Annotated in this window: 13 protein-coding genes; 7 read left to right on the forward strand and 6 right to left on the reverse strand. The window is 40.0% G+C overall.

Annotation, left to right across the window (positions count from 1 at the left end):
- Positions 1-93: 93 nt before the first annotated feature.
- Both zwf and IM475_RS02220 read right to left on the reverse strand, forming a co-directional pair.
- Positions 94-1,623 (reverse strand): glucose-6-phosphate dehydrogenase, encoded by a 1,530-nt coding sequence (gene zwf, locus IM475_RS02215; protein ID WP_008206375.1) that lies wholly within the window; start codon positions 1,621-1,623, stop codon positions 94-96.
- A gap of 302 nt (positions 1,624-1,925) precedes the next feature.
- Positions 1,926-3,116, reverse strand: a complete 1,191-nt coding sequence (locus IM475_RS02220; protein ID WP_287657768.1) for a DUF3747 domain-containing protein — start codon at positions 3,114-3,116, stop codon at positions 1,926-1,928.
- A 460-nt stretch (positions 3,117-3,576) separates the two neighbouring features.
- Here IM475_RS02220 and IM475_RS02225 point away from each other — a divergent pair, with 460 nt between their 5' ends.
- Entirely contained in the window at positions 3,577-9,714 is a 6,138-nt protein-coding gene (locus tag IM475_RS02225) for a translocation/assembly module TamB domain-containing protein (protein WP_287726542.1), read from the forward strand.
- A gap of 220 nt (positions 9,715-9,934) precedes the next feature.
- Positions 9,935-10,426, forward strand: a complete 492-nt coding sequence (locus tag IM475_RS02230; protein ID WP_287657764.1) for a GNAT family N-acetyltransferase — start codon at positions 9,935-9,937, stop codon at positions 10,424-10,426.
- Here the strand turns inward: IM475_RS02230 and IM475_RS02235 are convergent.
- Positions 10,406-10,552, reverse strand: coding sequence for a hypothetical protein (locus IM475_RS02235; RefSeq protein ID WP_287657762.1), 147 nt, complete (start codon positions 10,550-10,552; stop codon positions 10,406-10,408). The two genes, IM475_RS02230 and IM475_RS02235, sit on opposite strands and share 21 nt — an antisense overlap.
- A 154-nt stretch (positions 10,553-10,706) precedes the next feature.
- On the opposite strand from IM475_RS02235, the gene IM475_RS02240 reads away from it, so the two are divergent.
- Together IM475_RS02240 and IM475_RS02245 are read left to right on the forward strand one after the other, a co-directional pair.
- Complete coding sequence (locus IM475_RS02240) at positions 10,707-11,351, forward strand: Uma2 family endonuclease (RefSeq protein WP_287726543.1); 645 nt, start codon at positions 10,707-10,709, stop codon at positions 11,349-11,351.
- A gap of 75 nt (positions 11,352-11,426) precedes the next feature.
- A complete protein-coding gene (locus IM475_RS02245) occupies positions 11,427-11,930 on the forward strand; it encodes a hydrogenase maturation protease (protein ID WP_287657759.1) in 504 nt (167 codons plus the stop codon).
- Here the strand turns inward: IM475_RS02245 and IM475_RS02250 are convergent.
- From IM475_RS02250 to IM475_RS02260, 3 genes are all read right to left on the reverse strand, one after another.
- Positions 11,857-13,539 carry a mechanosensitive ion channel family protein gene (locus IM475_RS02250; protein WP_287726544.1) on the reverse strand — a complete coding sequence of 561 codons (1,683 nt, stop codon included), beginning with the start codon at positions 13,537-13,539 and terminating at the stop codon, positions 11,857-11,859. The two genes, IM475_RS02245 and IM475_RS02250, sit on opposite strands and share 74 nt — an antisense overlap.
- A 3-nt stretch (positions 13,540-13,542) precedes the next feature.
- On the reverse strand, positions 13,543-14,640 hold the full coding sequence (locus IM475_RS02255; protein ID WP_287726545.1) for a saccharopine dehydrogenase family protein: 1,098 nt from the start codon (positions 14,638-14,640) through the stop codon (positions 13,543-13,545).
- A gap of 92 nt (positions 14,641-14,732) precedes the next feature.
- Complete coding sequence (locus IM475_RS02260) at positions 14,733-16,175, reverse strand: sensor histidine kinase (RefSeq protein WP_287690441.1); 1,443 nt, start codon at positions 16,173-16,175, stop codon at positions 14,733-14,735.
- Positions 16,176-16,820: 645 nt separating this feature from the next.
- Between IM475_RS02260 and IM475_RS02265 the strand changes: the two genes are divergently transcribed.
- The 3 genes from IM475_RS02265 to IM475_RS02275 all read left to right on the forward strand — a co-directional run bounded on the left by IM475_RS02265 (position 16,821) and on the right by IM475_RS02275 (position 19,583).
- On the forward strand, positions 16,821-17,744 hold the full coding sequence (locus IM475_RS02265) for a hypothetical protein (protein ID WP_287657755.1): 924 nt from the start codon (positions 16,821-16,823) through the stop codon (positions 17,742-17,744).
- Entirely contained in the window at positions 17,728-18,057 is a 330-nt protein-coding gene (locus IM475_RS02270) for a hypothetical protein (protein WP_287726546.1), read from the forward strand. Before IM475_RS02265 ends, IM475_RS02270 begins: the two co-directional genes overlap by 17 nt.
- A gap of 545 nt (positions 18,058-18,602) precedes the next feature.
- Entirely contained in the window at positions 18,603-19,583 is a 981-nt protein-coding gene (locus IM475_RS02275) for a DUF3616 domain-containing protein (RefSeq protein WP_287726547.1), read from the forward strand.
- Positions 19,584-19,844 lie beyond the last annotated feature (261 nt).

Raw genomic sequence — 19,844 nt, forward strand, 5'->3', positions numbered from 1 at the left:
TTACCAGTTATCAGTTATCAGTTATCAGTTATCAGTTATCAGATGTGAGTTTTTAGTTTACTGTTTACTGATTACTGATTACTGTTCACTGTTTTAGAGTCGTCGCCAACGACGGCCATCGCGGTTAAGGAGAAATTCCGCTTCTGTGGGTTCCCAGGTACCCGCTTCGTATTGGGGTACGGAGGCGGGATCGGCGGGAGCGTCCCAAGCGGCGAGAGCGGGAGTAACGATGCGCCATGCTTCTTCCACCTCGTCAGAACGGGTAAATAGGGTTTGATCTCCCAGCATAGCGTCTAAAAGTAGGCGATTATAGGCATCAGCGCTGGTGACACCGAAGGAGGAACCATAACTAAAGTCCATTTCTACCGTGCGCGTGCGTAATTCTGACCCCGGCATTTTCGCCTCAAAACGGAGGGCAATACCTTCGTTAGGCTGAATCCGCATACTCAGTACATTTGCATTAGTTTGTTGAGCCGCCGATTGGAAGATTAATAACGGCACATGGCGGAATTGGATGGCAATCTCGGAAACTTTTTTCGGCAGACGTTTACCGGTACGCAGATAGAAAGGGACACCCTGCCAACGCCAGTTATCGACGATTAATTTCATGGCCACGTAGGTGGGGGTGGTCGATTCGGGATTAACCCCCGGTTCTTCCCGATAGCCCGGAATGGGTTTTCCTTTCATCCAACCGGCTTTATACTGGCCGCGGATGGCGGATTTTTCCAGGTTATTAATATCGGCCAGGTGAGTCGCTTGCAGGACTTTGACTTTTTCGCCACGGACACTATCGGCGTTAATAGCGTTGGGTGCTTCCATGGCCGTCAAGCAGAATAACTGCATCAGGTGATTTTGCACCATATCGCGCAAAGCTCCCGATTTTTCGTAATATCCGGCCCGCTCCTCCACTCCCACGGTTTCGGCCACGGTAATCTGGACGTGATCGATAAATTGACGATTCCAGAGGGGTTCAAAGATAGCGTTAGCAAATCGGAACACCAATAAGTTTTGGACGGTTTCCTTGCCTAAATAGTGGTCAATGCGATAAACTTGGTTCTCCTGACAAACCTCTTGTACGACTCGATTGAGAACTTGGGCAGAACTGAGGTCTTTGCCAAAGGGTTTTTCGATCACTAAGCGGTGTTTAATCGGGTCTTTCAGCATTCCCGCCGCCCCGAGGTTTTTCAGACCGGGGGGAAAGAAATTAGGAGAAACCGCTAGATAAAAGACTCGATTGCCGCGGGTTCCCCGGATTCCGTCTAATTCTTCCAGAAAGACTTTCATTTTGGCGTAACTTTCTGGGTCGTCCATGTTGCCGGGGAAATAGTACAACCCTTGGGCGAAGTCTTGCCAATATTCCTCACTACCAATCCCGTCGGAAAATTCTTCGATGCCTTGTCGCATCTGTTGGCGAAAATAATCATGACTCCACTCTCGGCGCGCTGTACCGACGATGGTTAATTCGGCCGGCAGTCGTCTTTCCCGTTTCAGTTGATAGAGGGCAGGAACCAGTTTTCTTTGGGTTAAGTCTCCCGATGCCCCAAAAATGACTAAAATTAGGGGTTCTGGGGTTCTTTCTTGTCGCAATCCCACTCGGAGAGGATTTTCGAGCAGCTTTACCATAGGATTTTGTCTAGCCGAGGTGCATTATTTTCCAGTCTAGCGAGAATACTCGACGGCATACCTAAAGTAAAAATTAATAACCACAATCAGTGATCAGTGATCAGTAATCAGTAATCAGTAATCAGTCATCGGTAATTGGATAATATCTTTAGGCCTTTTTGAGATCAAATAGTGCCGGGCCTGGGAGTGAGCGGGGGGAAAATGGGGGGACTTTTTCCCTGAAAATTAGGTAATTGACCACCCAAAAATGGGTGAAACCCCACAACCTACTCCTAGGAAAAACTTTTTGCCGCAAACCCTACTTATTTTTTGGCGGTTTTAACACAATCGAGGGTACGGACGATGGCGGCTGCTGCGTAGTTACGACGGGCGGGGTCATTTGGTACAAAAGAACTACCCTGTTCGTTCAAGGGAGAGGCCACACCGCAAAATCCCGACATCTGGGTAATTAAACTGGCAGCCCAATGACCGGAAGTATCGGAAAAATTGACGGGGGTTTTAGTTTGGGCTAAATCGGGGGCTTGTTTTTGCTGAGTTTTCAGGTAGGTGGCGGCCTGTTTCAGAATCGCCATCAATTCGGCCCTGGTGATGGGGTCGGTGGGACGGAATTCGCCGTTAGCTTTGCCGGCAACAATACCATTGGCCCGGGCCCATTGGATTTTTTTGGCACTCCAGCGCGTCGCTTCTACGTCGTTAAAACTGCCGCTGCCGGGGGGAATCTCTTCTAGGTTAATTTTGGTAACAGTTCCCATCCCTTCAATAATCATCGAGACGAATTGTTCCCTGGTGACGGGATTTTCGGGGCGGAAGGTGTTATCTTCTTTAAAACCGGCCACTACCCCAAGCGCGATCGCTTTTTCGATCTCAGTTTTATAGATATCGCCGCTAATATCCCGGAAACTGGCCTCAGCACTGGGGGGAGGAGTGGTTTCGCTGAGGGGAGGTCTGCCGGTGGCTGCGAGAACTTCCGCTTCTTTGCCGCTAAAGTAGAAGTGGCCTAAACTTTTGCCTTGGAAAGTACGACGGCTAAATCTCCAACCCGGTTCGAGGATAATTTTCATAAATCCTGTTTGCATTCCTCGGGTTCTTCCCACCACTAATTCCGGTCTGCGAGCATCCCGGGGAGTTCCCACTAAGTATAATTCGCCATTGCGTTCCACAATGCGCAGGATGTAATCTAGCCCAAAATCCCGGCCATCGAGACGGATAGAATAACCATTACTATCGGTGGCGCGGCGACAAATGCCAGTAAAGTCAAAGTTGAGGAGTAGAGGGTCGATCATGACGGGATTTGAGCCGCTTTCGCTCCAACACTTCTGTTTTCCCTGGATTTGTTCCAAGACTAGCAGGTCAAATTTATTACCTCCGTAGGGACGAGCGATCGCTACTACCTGGGTCTGCTCGATGTCCTGTTCGTCAAAGTTGGCCGCTGGTGTGGCAGTTATGCCCAAGGTCATTAGGGCGGTTAGGGCGATCGATAATCTGGCTTTCATGATCTTTATCTATAAGACGATTTTTGCAGTAAAAATAATAGACGTGCTAATCCCAATATTCTAAGACTGAATGCTTCCGGTCCTTGTTCCAGACTGCGCCGGATTGTTGTCTGTCTGCACAACTTTTCTCTCAATCTTCAATTTCCGAACCTATTGATCTGAGCAATATTCTGATGGAACTGTTGGGTTGACCAATATTAGCTCGGTTAGCTGTTGAAACTGGGGAGATTTTGGCGAATTGTTGAAAATTTTAGCCAGCCATTCGAGTCTTAGGCTAAGATGGGGAGAGAGGCTTTTAATTGGCCGCAGCCCTTGACTTCCTCACAGGATTTAAGCCCAATAATTGCCTAAAAAATTGCAATTAATCGATTGAGGGCTATCAGTGCTGCGGTGAATTATCATAGTTCATTAGCTCTGGTGAGCCATTGCCCTTTCTTTGGTGTGTGTGAGGTAAACAATTATGAGTAACTCCCCTGGCGATCCTTCTCCTCGTCCTAATCTTTTTCTGAGTATCGGTCGATTTGTCCGCCGGCCTTCTACTTTAATAGTCGGGGGAATTACTCTCCTAGGAATTACCTCCCTTGGCTATTTTACGACTCGTTATTTAGTTTATGAACGTCTCACCCCAATTTTAGACAATATCTTCAGTGAAATGCTGCACAGACCTGTCAGGGTAGGTAAGATAGAGGGCTTTTATTTTAATCGCATTCGTATCGGTAAATCGGAAATTCCAGCTACGGCCAATTCTGCTGATAGTTTATCCATTGATGCGATCGAATTAGGATTAAATCCGCTGCCCTTACTTTTAGGTCTGCCGCTGCCGGTTGATGTCAAGTTAATTAATCCCAGTATTTATCTCGATCAGGATAAAAATGGTCAATGGCTCGATAATTTAGAAAAAATAGCTAGTAACTTAGATCGGGAAGCACCCATCAGGTTAAATCTGGGTTTTCAGGTGGAGAAGGGAGATATTACTATCCAACCCTATGCCCTGAAAAAACCGATAGAAATTAAGGCCGATGGTCAGGGAAGATTCATCGATAATCAAAGGCAGCCTCTCACCTACGATTTTAGCGCAGAAATCCTCAAAAGTCAAGTAAAAATTGCAGGAGAAACGGCGTTAAAAACGGGTGAAAGCCTAACTAATCTTCAGATCGACCGTTTAAACTTAGGTGAACTATTAACTTTAATTCCTAATCGCAATTTTCAATTAAATCAAGGACAAGTAAATGCTAATATTGCTCTCAATATTCCCAGTTGGGCAAAGCTAAATCAAAGTCAAGGTAATGGCAATTTTCAGGTGACGGAAGTAGCGGGAAAATTCCAACCTTTCCAGTATCCAATTAAGCTAACAACTAAGTTAAATTTACAGGGAGATAAAGTATTAGTTGAACAGGCGAGCGCAAGTATTGGCAAGATTAAAACTGAGGTAAGAGGAGAAGTAAATTGGCAAACCGGTTATCATCTCAAGGTCGCTCTAGAATCGGTGGATTTACAACAGCTTTTAAGAATTATTTATCTGCAATCACCTCTAGATTTACGGGGAGAAGCACGATCTACTTTTCAAGTGACGGGAAAATTAGATCAACCTCTAATTAAAGGAACCGTTAGCAGCAGCAAACCGATTATTTTTGAGCAAATTCCCATTCAATCAATAACCAGTAATTTTCAAACAAATCTCAATAGTCTTAATTTAGATAAAATTCAAATTAAACCCGTTGCAGGTGGAGAAATTAAAGGAGAAGGAAAATTGCAGTTAAATATTCTGCAATCCCTGCAAAAAAATCAACCTCTTGACGGGACAAAAATGCCGATTAATTTGAATTTACAAGCGCATTTTCCCACGAGAAAAATTTTATCTCAATTGGCGACAATTCCCGCTAAAATTAATATAAATGATCTGCAAACTAATATTAAAGCTAGGGGGAGTTTGGGACTGCCCCAATTATTAATTAATTGGCAAATACCCACGGTTAATCAGTCAGGATTAATCAATGTTGCTGGGGAGGGTAAAGTATTTTTAGGGGGCAACAAAATAAATTTAACCGATACGGTCATTAAAACAAATGGCGGCAAACTACAGGTTAATGGTAATGGTGATTTTACTAGCAAATTAGTCCAGGCAAAAATTACGGGTAATAACTTTTTATTGACTCCTTTTGTGCCTCTTGTTTGTCAATATTTAGATAGCATTTGCCCCTACCTAGAAACATTAGAACCCTTAAATTTAGAGACAGCTAATATTCAAGTTAGTGGCAAAATTGACCAACTTAATATTAACACTTTAAACGGAGTTGCTAACTTAGAAATTAGCAGTAAACAAGGCACAATTTTAGTCAATAGTCAAGTATTGCAGGGAAATCTTCAGGCTAAAGCTGTCTTAGCGGGATTGCCGATTAATTCCCTATTGCCTAACTTACCAACCCAGGTTAAATTAATGCAATCGCAGATTAATTTACAAGGTTATTTAGGGGAATTACTAAATAATAAAAATAATATTTTCAGCAGTTGGCAAGGTCAAGGTAATATGCAATTATTAGTAGATAATAATCCTTTAATTGCCACAGCCAAACTGAATCAAGGTTTCCTGACAGGAACAGTTAATACCAGTGGGATTAGTCTTAATCCTCTAGTGGAAAATTTAACAGTTCCCGTCAGTTTAGGCAGGGCAAAAATCAGCTTTGCTGGCAGGATAAATTCTCTGATTAGCGGTACTTTAACGGATTTACAAACTTGGCGCGGAGAGGGAGATATACAGTTATTTGTTAATAATCGATCCCTAAAAACTACCGCCCAACTGGAACAAGGTATTTTAAGCGGTATAGTTAATACGGCTGGCATTAACTTAAATCCGTTTTTACCCAATATAAATATTCCTGTTAGTCTAGGGAAAACCCAAGTCAATTTCACCAGTGCAATCAATAATTTACTAGCGGGAAAAATCCCTAATTTGTCCACCGTCAATGCTAGGGTAAATACTCGGTTGTTAGTGGATAATAATCCGATTAATACTGATATTCAGTTAAACAACGGGATTTTTAATATTCTCAGTAGCTTAGAGAATTTTCAGACTAATATTCCCATACCGTTGAATATTTCCCAAACCAGGTTTCAAGCAACAGGAAATGCCCAAACTATTTTCGACTCCCTGCTAGAAAAACGACTCAACTTAAGCAGTATCAAAGCAGTTTTTAACTCTCGTATTAATGTAGCTAAAGGAGAAATTAAAGCTAAGGGACAACTGAATAATAATTTCTGGCAAAGTGATATTATTGCCACTAATCTTGATCCCGCTGCCGTACTAGGGCAATTGCCAGGAATAAAATCAATCTCGATTCCTAACTTAGATTTTAGGGCCAATTTAGCGGGAAACATTAAAGAAATTTGGCAGGGAGTAACACCAATTCAGGTTAATAATCTCTCGGCACAGTGGGGAGAAAATAGCTTTGATGTACGAGGAAATATTCTTTTAGCTAATCTTATCAGTCAACCCGATATCGCTGAGGTTAACTTAAATCTACAGGCAAAAACTGACTTTTCTACTATACCCTTAGATCAGATTATATCGCTTTTACCGATCGAGCCTCGTTTGAAACCCAGAGAATCGACACTGACAGGGTTCGGAGAATTTCAAGGACAAATCACAGGAAAAAATCTCTTAACTGCTTGGCAAAAAGTGGGAAATATACAAATCAAAGGAGATATAAATTTAGCTAACTTTAGCATTAATGAGCGACTCTTTGAACCTATCTTAAAAGGAAGTATGCAAGCAGGAATCGGTCAAAATATTAGTTTAAATCTGCGGGGAAATCAGGACATTATTGACCTGACTTTCGATCCTTGTCAACAAAATAATTGTCTGCTGCCCTATCTTCCTTTAGGGATAAATATTCGCCAAGCTTTTGGAAATAAAACTCCTTTTCTAGCAACAGCTAAACGAAGCGGAGAAAATTTAAATGTTCAGATTGCCGATTTTCCCCTAGAAATCCTGAAAATATCTCCCACGGCAGCCTACAATATTCCGGGGATTATTGCTGGACAAGTGAATGCTAATCTAGACATCAATTTATTGAACTTACAGGGACAGGGACAACTAGAGATTAATCGACCTAGTTTAGGTAACTTAATCGGGGAAAAATTAACGGCAAATTTGGTTTATCGGGATTCTATAGTTCAACTGCAAGAAGGTAGTTTACAAGCGGGTGCAAGTGAATATAATCTGCAAGGTTTATTTAATTGGCAAACCCAAGCAATAGAAGCTAAACTCAGGGTAGATCAAGGTTATATTCAAGATTTATTATCAGTTGCTAGTATCTATGATTTAACCAGTTTAATCAACTTTTTCTCCTCAGAGAATAACCCAGCTATTCAACTTAGTCCCCTAGAAGTAGGTAATCCCGAAGCTTCCCTAGCACAACAGGTAAATTTGCGGGCAAAAATTGAAGAAATAATCCAGCAATTAGCAGGGGAAAGAGGGGTAGTCGGGATACCTTCCGAACTAGATTTTCGCGGCCGTTATCAAGCAAATATAGCCTTAAATGGGACTTTAAAAAATCCCGATCTTAGCGTACAATTTCAGGGCAATAGATGGGAATGGCGACCCCAAAGACCGACAGTAAATATTGTTAACCCTCTGGGAATTGTCACCACCGATACCCAATTAATTCCGATTGATGAAGTAACAATTAATCTTAACTTAAATCGTCAGTTGCTCAGGATAGAACCGATTAGATTAAAATCACGAGATTCTTCCGTATTTTTAGCGGGTGATTTTTCCCTAAAAAAAGTAGAGGGAACTTTTGCCGTGGAAAATCTTTCTCTCGATCTCTTGAGAAATTTTGTGCAGTTTCCCTTGGATGTATCCGGTAGTCTAAAAACTCAAGGACAAATTACAGGAACCTTATTAAATCCTCGTATTCAGGGTAACTTTGCCTTTATTGATGGTGCAATTAATGCCCAAAATATTAATCAAGATATAATTGGTTTATTTACCTATAATCAGTATCGTTTTGATTTGCGGACAACCTCCTCCGAATCAATCCAACTCTATGCCAGCATTCCCTATCCTCCCTTACCGGGTAATGATCAATTAAAAATCCAAGCAAAATTGGGAACCGATGCAATCAAATTAATTGAAGCTATCAGTCAAAACGCCATCGAATGGGTTAACGGTGAGGGAGAGGTAGTTCTTTCAGCGACGGGAAGATTAGATATAAAAGAGGGTTTAAAAATCAAAGATTTAGAAGCAAATGGTATAGTTACTCTCAATAATGCCGCTATCCGCAGTGTTGCTTTTCCAGAGATTTTAACCGTAAATGGCCGCATTGGTCTAACCCCTGAAAGCTTAACAGTAGAGGAATTACAAGGCTCGATCGCTGATAGACAAATTTCTGTGGTGGGAGTTTTACCTTTCTTTCAAGCCATCAAAAATAATCCTAATCCCTTAACAGTTAATATTCAAGAGGGAGATATAGCAATTAATGGCCTTTATCGGGGATTAATTGCTGGGAATGCCATGGTAACGGGAACAATTCAGCAACCAATTATCGGGGGTAATGTGCGTCTTTCTCGGGGTAAAGTTTTTCTTCCTCGCACCGCAGAAATTAATCAAGAAACGGATAAACCGGTGAGTCGCTGGCTGCAGCCTCTCAACATTCCTCAGGCGACAAATATTACTCCGGTTTTAAATAATTTCCAAGTGTCTTTAGCGGGATTATCAATCGAACAAGAACCTTTGTATCAATTTGATTTTAGTGGTGCTTTAACCTTGAACGGTCCGCTCACTCCACTGGAGAAATTACAAACCAATGGAGTGATTAATCTCGAGCGAGGACGGGTTAGTTACATCGATACTCGTTTTCTTCTTAACCGACGCAATCAAAATGTTATTGTTTTCGATTCTAGTCGCGGGTTGGGACTTTTTAATCCCTTTGTTGATATTCAACTGCGAACAATTCTCAGCGAATTTTCTCAATCTCGCGATTTTGCTATCTCCCGTCCGGGGGGGGATTTTCCTAGTAATGAAATTCCCGATGATAGCCTCAATCGCATTCAAAGGATTGATGTCACCCTCAGCGTTGAAGGGGAATTAAACCGCTTGCTACCAAATTTAGGACGTAATATCAATGAAGTGTGCCAAATTCGTCCCGATAGTCCACCTTTTCCCCTGGAGGAAAACTATACAGATACAGAATTACAAAAAGCTGCTAATTGTCTACAAGCAGTGGCTTTTGCTAGAGGTGAAGATGAGGGATTGATTAATACTCCTCTAGTTAAATTAACCAGCACTCCTCCCCGCAGCCAAGGGGAAATCGTTCGACTTTTGGGGGAACAATTGCTGTCGGTTTTTAATGGTTTACAGGGAAAAAATACAGAACAATTAATTCAATTTGGAGTGGTTCAGTTGGCGATTCCCCTTTTAGCGCAAGGAGTCGTGTATGATGTGGAGAATGCGGTTAGTAATGTGATCGGAGCAACGGATTTTAATATTCTTCCCAATTTGGAAACCGTCTATCGAGTTAATTCCCAGTCTTTTATCCGCTTTTCCTACGATTACAATTTGAATGAGTTTACCGTCCGCTATCAAACTCAATTTTAAAGTAAGATGGCTGGATAAAGCGGCAAAATCGGGTTATACTTAATTACTAGGAGAAAACCTATAGCTAGCTACAGCACTTATCTTAATGGTGAGGTATGAGATTTTCGGTTTGGGGAGATGGGAGACAGGAAAAGATGCCCTATTAGGTTACACTTGATCTTGAGCAGAAACGCTTTAGGAAATAAGAAATAGTCTTTTGTTACTTTTTACTTGACCTTCCATGATTATTCGCGAGGCTAAAGAAACAGATCTACCAACAATTATCGATATCTATAATGCTGCTGTTCCCACTCGCAAGGCAACCGCAGATTTAAAGCCTATTTCCCTCGAAAGTCGGCGAGAATGGTTTAAAAAGCACGATCCTGAACAGTATCCCATCTGGGTAATAGCGCTCGAAGGTCGGGTGGTGGGTTGGCTGAGTTTACAGATGTTTTATGGTCGTGTCGCTTACCAAAAAACGGCAGAGGTTAGTTTATATATTTCCCCCGATTATCAAGGTCGTGGAATCGGTAAATTATTAGTAGAATATGCCCTGAATTGCTGTCCAAAATTGGGTATATCTAATCTTATCTGTATTATTTTTGCCCACAATCAAGCCAGTATTCGTCTCTTTGAAAAATTCGGCTTTCAACGATGGGGTTATTTACCCCAAATTGCCGCTTTAGACGATTTTCTGGCTGATGTGGTCATTTTAGGGAAAAAAGTCGCTTAAATAGGCAATTTTCCCCATAGCTAGACTAAATTCTAGACTTAATTGAATATCAGCATTTTCTGGTTCGCCTAGAGATGATTTCTGGGTGAGAGAAAAGAGATAGTCTTCATCACCCTTCCTTAGCATAATTTTTTCTCATCAAGAAACTACTATCAAGGCTTAAGTTTTCTTACCAGACTCAGTTAATTTATCGATTAGGTCAAGCTTTGTATCGAGAGCATCCCAGATATCCTATACTTATTTTACAGCGTTTCCGATCATTTACCTGGAACCTTGCGCCATGTTTGCCTTAGTTTCAACAGATAAAATCGAGCTACCGGCGGTGTCCTTAGTGAGATTACCTGCCACCTGGCTAGATTATCAAACTTTGTCTCGGCAAAGGGGCGACAATTCTCGGCCTAAAATCAAATATCACAATGGAGAAGTCTTGCTTATGTCTCCACTTCCTAAGCATGGACGTGATGCCCATTTAATTGCTAATATTATCATCACCTTATTGGATTATCTGGGCCGTGAGTACGAGGCTTTTACTCGCGTAACCATGGAATTACCAGAAACAAGTGGTATTCAACCAGATTATAGTTTTTATATTGACCATTGGCCGGCTATAGCAGGGAAAGCCAGAATTGACTGGGCAAATGATCCTCCTCCCGATTTAGTATTAGAAATTGATGTCACCAGTTACTCGAATGTGGATGATTATCTGCCTTATCAAGTACCTGAAATTTGGTTGTATCGTCAGAAAAATCTCTATATTTATCGGCTAGAGAATCAAGAGTATATCCCTCGCCATCAAAGTCAATATTTTCCTAACTTTAACCTACAAAATCTAGTTTCTTTCTGTGGGGAAATTGCCGACAATCGCAATAGTAGTATGGCAATTCGTCAACTAAAACAACATCTCGAAGATTTTTATAGTATTTAAACTAATTTTTCCCGCTGACAGCCTCTTTCATGGCAAGCAAGTAAATCCTCCCACTCCTGTTTCCTCTATCTAACCATGAATAATTTTAAAATACTGCTCATCGGTTACGGTAATACTTTAAGAAATGATGACGGAGTGGGAGTGAGAATAGCCGAAATTATTGCCGAGGAGAATTGGCCTCATGTGCAAGTCATCGCTACCCATCAATTGACTCCTGAGTTAGCAGCCGATATAGCTGATGCTTCCCTAGTTATTTTTGTTGATGCAGTATTATCTAATCAAACCGATATCCAGATAGAAAATTTAGCAGCAGTTACGGAATGGAATAATTTAGGTCATGCAGAAAGTCCCGCTTCTTTATTAGCATTAACTCAAGCAATTTATCAACAAACCCCCAGGGCCTGGGGAATATTTATTCCTGCTATTAATTGTGAATTTGGTGAAGAATTATCAACAATAACTCAAAAGGGCTTGACAAATGCGATTAAAGCTATTAGAAAAATTATTACTTCTGAGGATTTGACTGAATACCAAAAGCAGGACTTTGATAATCTTCCGGCAGATAATTTTCAGGAATAGTGCTGTGATTGCCATCCCGGAGAGCCTTGTAGTGAGGAGACATAATTTCGATACCGACTTCGTTACATTTATCCTGAATATTTTGATGTAATTCAGAATAAATATACACCATTTTGCTAGGATGATCGGTGTAGGCATTGAGCTGATAGCTGACATAAAAATCATCGAGACTGGTTTGCAAGACAAAAGGAGCAGGTTCTGAGACAATAAATTTGGTTGCTAAGGCTGCTTCTTTCAGGGTTGCGTGAACCTTACGCCAAGGTAAATCATAACCGAGAGTGACTGTGGTTTGCAAAATTAAAGGCTGTTTGAATTCCCTTTGAGAGACAGTAAAGTTAATCACATTGGTGTTTAACAGCGATGAATTAGGAATCGTGATAATTCTATTAGCCGGTGTGCGAATACGGGTGACTAATAATCCTTTTTCAATCACATCTCCAATAACATCACCAATAGAAATTTTATCTCCTAGTTGAAAAGAGCGGGTATAGATGAGGATAATTCCTCCCACCACGTTAGCGATAGCAGAGGTGGAACCCAAGGAAAATAGCACCCCTAAAAATACCGACACCCCCTGAAAAGCAGGAGAATTAAATCCGGGTAGATAGGGAAAAGCGATGACTATAGCTAAGGCAATTATCAGCAGTGACAGTAAATTATAGGTTGGTTTTGCCCAATCGGGATAGAAACCATTAATTACTAAATTTTCTCTTTCCAATCCAGTGAAAAATGGTTTAATTGCTCTCAACAGATAGTGAGTTATAAAAACAATTATCAGTATAATAAAAATATTGGGTAAATATTTTGCTATCTCTTGGGAAATAACTTCCAAAGCACTAAAAAAGTATTGCAGAAAACCATCACCAAATTTTCTAGTCCAGGGAAAAAGACGAAGGACAAAAGTTAAATAAAAATAGAGAATAGTTAAAATAATTAGAGTTCGGATAAATTGCAAAACTCTTAGGGAAAAAATTCCTATTGTCTGGGAACTAATAATCTCAAAATTTTGGAATACGACCCCAGGAACTAGGGAGGTGATTAATCTCTGAATCTGGGGAAAAACCCGCGAAGATATAAAAATTATTACCCAGAAAATTAAGACCGTGGCTAAGGTAGCACTTACCGTCAAAGTTGCATCTTTGAAGAGGTTATCCGGTTGACGTTCTTGACGATAACGGACAATGGCCGCTTTAATCTTTGCTAAAGCTCGTTCGGCCAATACTTCTTGACTTACCGCGTGTAATTTGGCATCTTTAGAAGTAATAGTAGCAATAACCGTATCTGCCAAAATAATCGACGGGTTTTTGTCTTCAGGATCGATTTTTATGGTTAAATCTTCAGGAGAAAGGACATCGTCATCGGCAATTTTTTCAATTCTGGCTGTAATCGATTTCGCTCTTTCTTGCGCTGAAAAAGAACCTATTCCTTGCCGAATCGTAAAAAGTTCTTGATTATCAAGCATGACGGGAAAAACTTCTCCCAAAGTTTCCAGGGGTGTTTCCTGTCCTTGTTTAGCAGGATTATTCTGGGCCGCTATCATGAGGATGGGGGATAAAGTCAGTAACAAAACTAAACAAAACAGCCCTAGGTAACGCCAGATTTTTTTCATCTTCTAAGCCACAATTGCACAGGAGCGATCGAGTTTAATACCTCTTTTTTTCATCGTAGCATGGAATAGTTCTGTGGATAACACCTGTTCCACCGGATAAATCCCGGCTTTTTGGAGTTTTGCCGCTAAAATTAATTCTGCCACGCTGCCAGTTCCCCAGCCGGCTGCTTGAGCAGTATTCTCGTGAACCATAGTTGCTTGATAAACTGCTTTTTGCTGCCCTTGCCATCCGGCCACTTTTGCTAACATTGCCACCCCAATTCCCGAAAATTTATCGGTTACTTCTGTCATGCGATAACTAACTTGGGAAAAAAACTCGATTCCCCGAGAACTTTCTACCCAAGCATCGGGAAAAATATGGGCAGTAATCCAAGTTAAATGATTATAAAAATCGGGAATAGAACCAAATTTTGTGATCACATTTTGCACTTGAAAAGATTCAGCAAAAGTATAGGTTTCTGGCATATCAAACCAATAAACACCAGTTTTACCCAAAGGAGCGGGAAAGTCAATTACTTCTCTAGCAGTATAGGGTTTAATCTCTTGCCATTGTCCCTCAATCCAAGCTAAAAAAGGCTTTTTTAAGCCGAGAAAAGTAGTCCGCATCACAGTTAATCCCGCACCTCCTGAACCAGCTACGGCATAATTTAAACGGATCGTTTCTACCCTATCTAATTGTTCCACTCCCTCCCGCACTATACTATTAGAAATACCAGGAAAAATTCCCGTATTAACCACGGCAGTTATTCCCGCTTTTATCGCTAATTCTCGATAGGGAATTAACTTTTGATAAAAAGAACGATGATCACTAACATCAATATAATTGACTTTTTCTTCGATGCAAATTTTTACTACCCTGCCATCGCGATAATGAAAGGGACCGGCACAATGAATGACTAAATCACTATTTTTAATTGCCTGTCTAAGCTTGTCTATTTCTTCTAAATCTAAAGCCCAAAACTGCATTCTTGGCAGTAATTTAATGGCTTTTTCCTTGCGTCCTGTGATAATAATTTTAGCTGAAGTATGATTAATAATATCTAGGGCGACACTTTGACCAATGCGACCGGTGCCACCTAAAATTAAAACAGTTTTTTCCATGGCAACTATCAATAATATTTGTTGCCCTATTATAGCATCCTCTTGGTAAATTTGCCCATTTTCCAAGATGAAAATTTTAGAATAATTCCAACTTATTTAATGCGTCCGAGGGGCAAGAAAATGGTTAAAATCTCACCTTCTTCAGGTTTTTGACGCACAATAAATTTACCTCCCAAAGCTTGAAAAAGGTTTTTAGTCACCTTCATATTCAGACTTAAACTACCCGTTTCTGGTTGAAACATTAAGACTTTTCCTAAAGCTTTGAGAGTAAGATTCGGCGATTGTACCCGAGTTTGGAACTGCATTTTTAATTGATTTCCTGCCGTTGATATATGTACCTGCAACAGGCCACCACTAGCCATACTGCGAGTACATTTTTCCACGACTCCATTTAACATTTGATCCAATAAATTCGGGTCACTAATTACCGAAGGCAATTTTTTCGGTACATTAACTTCTAAATTGACATTGCGCCGTTTAGCTTGTTTTTGCCACCGGGGAATACTATCTTGAAAGACTTTTTCTAGAGCAATTGGAATTAATTGAATCGGTTTATCCCCCAGAGGATTAATACCCAATTCTGCGGCTCGGAAAATTAATTCCATGCGCTGAATTTGTTCACTACATTCTAAATCGATTGTTTCTAGATATTTCTGCACATCTTCCGTTACTTTTGCCCGTTTTAATAATAATCGGGTAATGGTGCGAATGGTGGTTAAAGGGGTGCGAATTTCGTGGGTTAAAGCTCGCAATAATTCCAAATCACAACCCGATTCTAAATGAGAATTATCTTCCTTTGGCGGAGTGATTTCGGCATTGATAGGCGATTTCGTTTTTTTCAGGTCTAAATTAGGCTGGTTGGGTAAATTTTGCAGTAATTGACGACTAAATTGGCTAACTAGACGGTAATCCGGCGAGGGACTGCCATTAGCCTCGATAATTGCCTCTAAAGTCCCGATTTGCGGATAACGCAGATTAACTAATCGTTGCCGCAACTGCTGCCAAGCTTGCTGAGTGAGGACGGGATCAAAGGAAAATTGAAAAGAGGACAAACCCCACTGATCCTCGCCTAAAACCAGCAAAAGAGCGAAACTTTCGCTAAAAACCAGACAAAATCTTTCATTAGCAATCGGATCCGTTGGCAAGAGGGGTAATTCATGGATCTCTGTTGGGGAAACATCGGCGGCGGATTTTTCCTGAGAAGGCAATTGCAAACCCGGCCATTGTAAATGTTTTAAAGCTTTAACGGTGAAAACACCAAATTCAAAACCCGTTAAAGCCTTGCTTTCTCTGACTAAAGCCGTCGGACCGGAGAGAATTAAACCCCGACCGGCGGCAGCATTATTTTGGTTTTGTAATAAGATATTTTCCAAAGCGGCGATCGCTGCGAACCATTCACTTTCCGCTTTCAGTTGCGAGCGCTTGAGCCATTCCGATAAATTAGGATAAAAAGCATTGGGGGTGAAAGTTTCCCGGTCCTGATGGTCAGTCGGCGGGAAAATATCGCTTAATTTCGGTAAAGACCCCTTTAACATCGTCTTCATCACTGACTAGATACAAATTCCTTACCTAGAATAGTACCCCCGTTAATGCTCATCCCATAACGGTAAAACCGAACTCTATTGGCAGTGATATCCGCGTTTTGATAACAGTTATCTTAGTGGTGAGGCAAGAACTCTCTGGTTTTAGGGAGTCGGTCGTCGATAACAAATTAGGTTAGACTTGATCTTGAGCAGAAAGGCTGTCAATCGGCTTAATGATTTGTAATATAGTTTAGTCCAGTTGATCACCTATGCCAGTTGTGGGGTTCGTGGCTCAATTCAACCTCGATAAGTCTGATATTTAATTACACCTCCCCACTTATGTATTTTTTTGTTACATTTAAGTATTTTTTGCCTATCTATAGTTATTATTGAATGAGTTAAAGTGTTCCCCAATTATTTCCCTAACTAACCAATCTTTGATCTCAAAACCTTTTGCCTTGACGTTAGGTCAATGGGAGGAATCATCGGGTGTTGGAGGGACTAACATAAATGAGCGTCAAAACTTGGAAAAATTTATGCAAAATATTTCTCCAAAAAGTTTAACCTAGGTTGATTGGTATAGGCGTAATCCTGTTTATCCTTAGCAGCAAATACAAGATCAAGATTATTCTTTTAATTCATTAAGGAGGCTCTTCATTGAAAACTAGCGCAGTGATAAGAACATCAATTATAACCATCATAGGAACTATTGTAGTTGCCTGTGGAGCTTCCCTTGAAGAATATCAGAAGTTTGCCAAATCTGGTCAGGAATACGCCACCGCTCTTGATAGCCTGTTAGTTATTTCTGGTAATTATTTTGTGGATGCTAATTCAGAAAATTTGATTGCTAATGATTTACAGGATCAAGATAGAGACAGTAGTAACTATGCTGAGACTACCAAAGAAGATGATGAGTGGCTCACTTTAATTGCCGAAATGCGTCAACACAACCGTCTATTAAAAGAATACTTTTTTGCCTTAGAAGATTTAGCCACTTCTAATGCTCCTCAAGAAGCGAGAAAAGCGACTGATAATATTTTTAAACAGTTAAATAGTATCAGTAACAGTATTCAGGCTAACCCTAGAGTTGGTTCGATTCCTGTACCTTCGATTCCTGAGATTATCCTCAGTCAAAAAATCAAGGGTGAACTAAGGAAAGAACTAGAGGCAAGGAAGGAAGCAATTTATCGAGAAATTGCTATACAGGAGGCTTTACTGAAACTGCTTACCAGTCAGATTAAAACTGATTTAAAGGATATTCAAAACCTGAAAGATGAGCGCTCTGTTTTACCCGCATTTGCTGCTGAACAACCAATTGAAAAACCCGATGATTGGATAATTAGACGCAGACAAATTAGAACGATGACTCTTTCAGTTCAAGGGTTAGATGACGCAACTAAAGCAACAGAATCTTTTAAGGAGTCTTTTAAATTGCTCTTGGAAGATAGATTTACCATCGGACGTGCCAATGCTTTATTATCTGAGATCGAATCTCTCATCAACGTATCGGAAGATTTAAAAAGATCAATCAACCAAAACAAGACGACCACAGGATTAAAAGACAATGACCACAAATACTGATAGACAAAAATTTCTCGATGAAATTAGTGCAATTCAAAATCAATTGACCATTCCTGGTATTCTGGGTAAGTTTCCTGATGATGACCAAAAAAGGCAATTTAAGCAGTTTCGTACAGAGTGGAAAAGACTTGTTAATAAAACTCGTATCAATATTGCTAATATTTTAGTTAATGAACTAAAAGCTAATGAAATTGAACTACATGAAGGAATAGATGCTATCAATAAAGAAATAAAAAAACTTGATGATACGGTTGGTTTTCTAAACCTTTTGGGTAGAACCATCGAAATCCTTGGCAGAATTATTAAACTTTAGTTTATGTCACTGCTTTTTGTAATAGTTCAATATTAAAATTAACTATAAGTTATCCATTATACTAGGGTAACTTATCCTTTTTAAAGCAAGTTCACAAGGGATGCTTGTAAACTTTTCTACCAGTCATTGCCTACTTGGCGTTGCTGAATCAAGACATGGATAAGCTAAGACGCATTTTAACCACCTATACTTAGATTAGCTGAATCTCCTCCAATCCCTTTACTGCTGCAAGAGTACCTCATCTCAACAAGCAATAAATTAAATCTAATGAAAACAATCCAAGAAAAAAGTAGCTCAAGTCTATGTATATAAAGATATAGAGTGCAATAGTACATTCAAAAAAGATAGCGAAAACAGTTGTTATTTGATATAATCTTAGAAAGTCTTGGTACTCTAATTATGACACTCGACAAACTTTTGAAAGTAGGAGAAATTAGTTATTTAAACCAATCCTTGCTCAGATTATTTCTAGTGATTTCTTGTCTTTTTGTCTTTTATTGCCTATAATTTTCCTCACTTTTCTCATTAACAAGGAGAATACAATCATGCAACCTCTCAACTTTTCTATTATCCAAGAAATCAAACATCAAGGAATTTGTGATGCTTCTGCATCCACTGCTTTAGGAGAAAATAAATTTGTTGTTGGTAATGATGAGGCGGATACAGAATTAGGTAATATTCTCTGGATTTATTCCTCTCAAGAGTCGGGAAAAGCACTGGAAACAATTGACATTAATAGTTGGCTTAAAAACAATCCTAAAAATAAAGAAATCGACTTGGAGGGGGTAACTGTGCTAAATGACATAATCTATTGGATTACTTCCCATGGCCGCAATAAAAATGCTGAACGAAAACTCCCTCGTCATCAATTTTTTGCTAGTAAAATTACCGATGACGGCTCTAGTATAGTTCAAGTGGGTGAGTCTTATACTCAGTTAGTCTTGCGCGATATTATCGAAGACTCTCAATTGGCTAAAATATTTGATTTCAAAACAGCAGAAACCAAAGCTCCCAAAGCTAAAGGTGGATTAAATATTGAAGGTTTAACGGCAACTCCAGACGGAAATATCTTAATCGGTTTTCGTAATCCTATACCAAACGATAAAGCTCTTTTATTAACTCTAAAAAATCCTCAAAGTTTAGTTATTAATTCCACCAATGCTCGGGCTGAATTTGGTGATCCTATCTTGTTAGATTTGGGAGGATTAGGAATTCGTAGCATTGAATTTTGGCCGGCTTTAGAAGTATATTTAATTATTGCTGGAGAATTTCATGGAGGCGATCAATTTGTTTTCTATACTTGGTCAGGAAAAAAAGAAGATGCACCAGAAAAGATAGAATCACTGCAATTCCCTGACGGGTTTCGTCCAGAAGCTTTGTTGTTTTATCCCCATTTCCCAGATCGCTTTCAGATTTTAAGCGATGATGGTACAATCGAGCGAGTTGGTAATACTCCCTGTAAAGATATTATCGATAAAAATAATCCCGAAAAATATTTCCGCAGTATTTGGGTAAAAGTTAATTAATACCAATTCTCACCCATAAAAACTACAGATCGAATTATCGAATTTAAGTTCCCCATTTTAAGGGAGACGAAGGTGGGGGGATCGAACTCTTGTAGCCAGATTTTGGAGAATTGATATAATTAGCCATCCCTCTTAGTCTAGAACAAAAATAGCTTTAAACCCATGTAGGGATAAGCTTTAAGCTCAAAAAAACCGTTGATCACGTCTTCTCAATGGTTTTTTATCCTAGAAGCTCTATTAACCTTTTTCTCTTATCCAGAG

The organism is Microcystis sp. M061S2, assembly GCF_020245605.1.
Taxonomy (GTDB): Bacteria; Cyanobacteriota; Cyanobacteriia; order Cyanobacteriales; family Microcystaceae; genus Microcystis.

Bases quoted from the DNA above. Each gene is read 5' to 3' on its own strand.
- IM475_RS02230 (WP_287657764.1), top strand. From the start codon at position 9,935: ATGATTATTCGCGAGGCTAAAGAAACAGATCTACCAACAATTATCGAT.
- IM475_RS02255 (WP_287726545.1), bottom strand. From the start codon at position 14,640: ATGGAAAAAACTGTTTTAATTTTAGGTGGCACCGGTCGCATTGGTCAA.
- IM475_RS02245 (WP_287657759.1), top strand. From the start codon at position 11,427: ATGAATAATTTTAAAATACTGCTCATCGGTTACGGTAATACTTTAAGA.
- IM475_RS02275 (WP_287726547.1), top strand. From the start codon at position 18,603: ATGCAACCTCTCAACTTTTCTATTATCCAAGAAATCAAACATCAAGGA.
- IM475_RS02225 (WP_287726542.1), top strand. From the start codon at position 3,577: ATGAGTAACTCCCCTGGCGATCCTTCTCCTCGTCCTAATCTTTTTCTG.
- IM475_RS02235 (WP_287657762.1), bottom strand. From the start codon at position 10,552: ATGCTAAGGAAGGGTGATGAAGACTATCTCTTTTCTCTCACCCAGAAA.
- IM475_RS02240 (WP_287726543.1), top strand. From the start codon at position 10,707: ATGTTTGCCTTAGTTTCAACAGATAAAATCGAGCTACCGGCGGTGTCC.
- IM475_RS02220 (WP_287657768.1), bottom strand. From the start codon at position 3,116: ATGAAAGCCAGATTATCGATCGCCCTAACCGCCCTAATGACCTTGGGC.
- IM475_RS02250 (WP_287726544.1), bottom strand. From the start codon at position 13,539: ATGAAAAAAATCTGGCGTTACCTAGGGCTGTTTTGTTTAGTTTTGTTA.
- IM475_RS02270 (WP_287726546.1), top strand. From the start codon at position 17,728: ATGACCACAAATACTGATAGACAAAAATTTCTCGATGAAATTAGTGCA.
- IM475_RS02260 (WP_287690441.1), bottom strand. From the start codon at position 16,175: ATGTTAAAGGGGTCTTTACCGAAATTAAGCGATATTTTCCCGCCGACT.
- zwf (WP_008206375.1), bottom strand. From the start codon at position 1,623: ATGGTAAAGCTGCTCGAAAATCCTCTCCGAGTGGGATTGCGACAAGAA.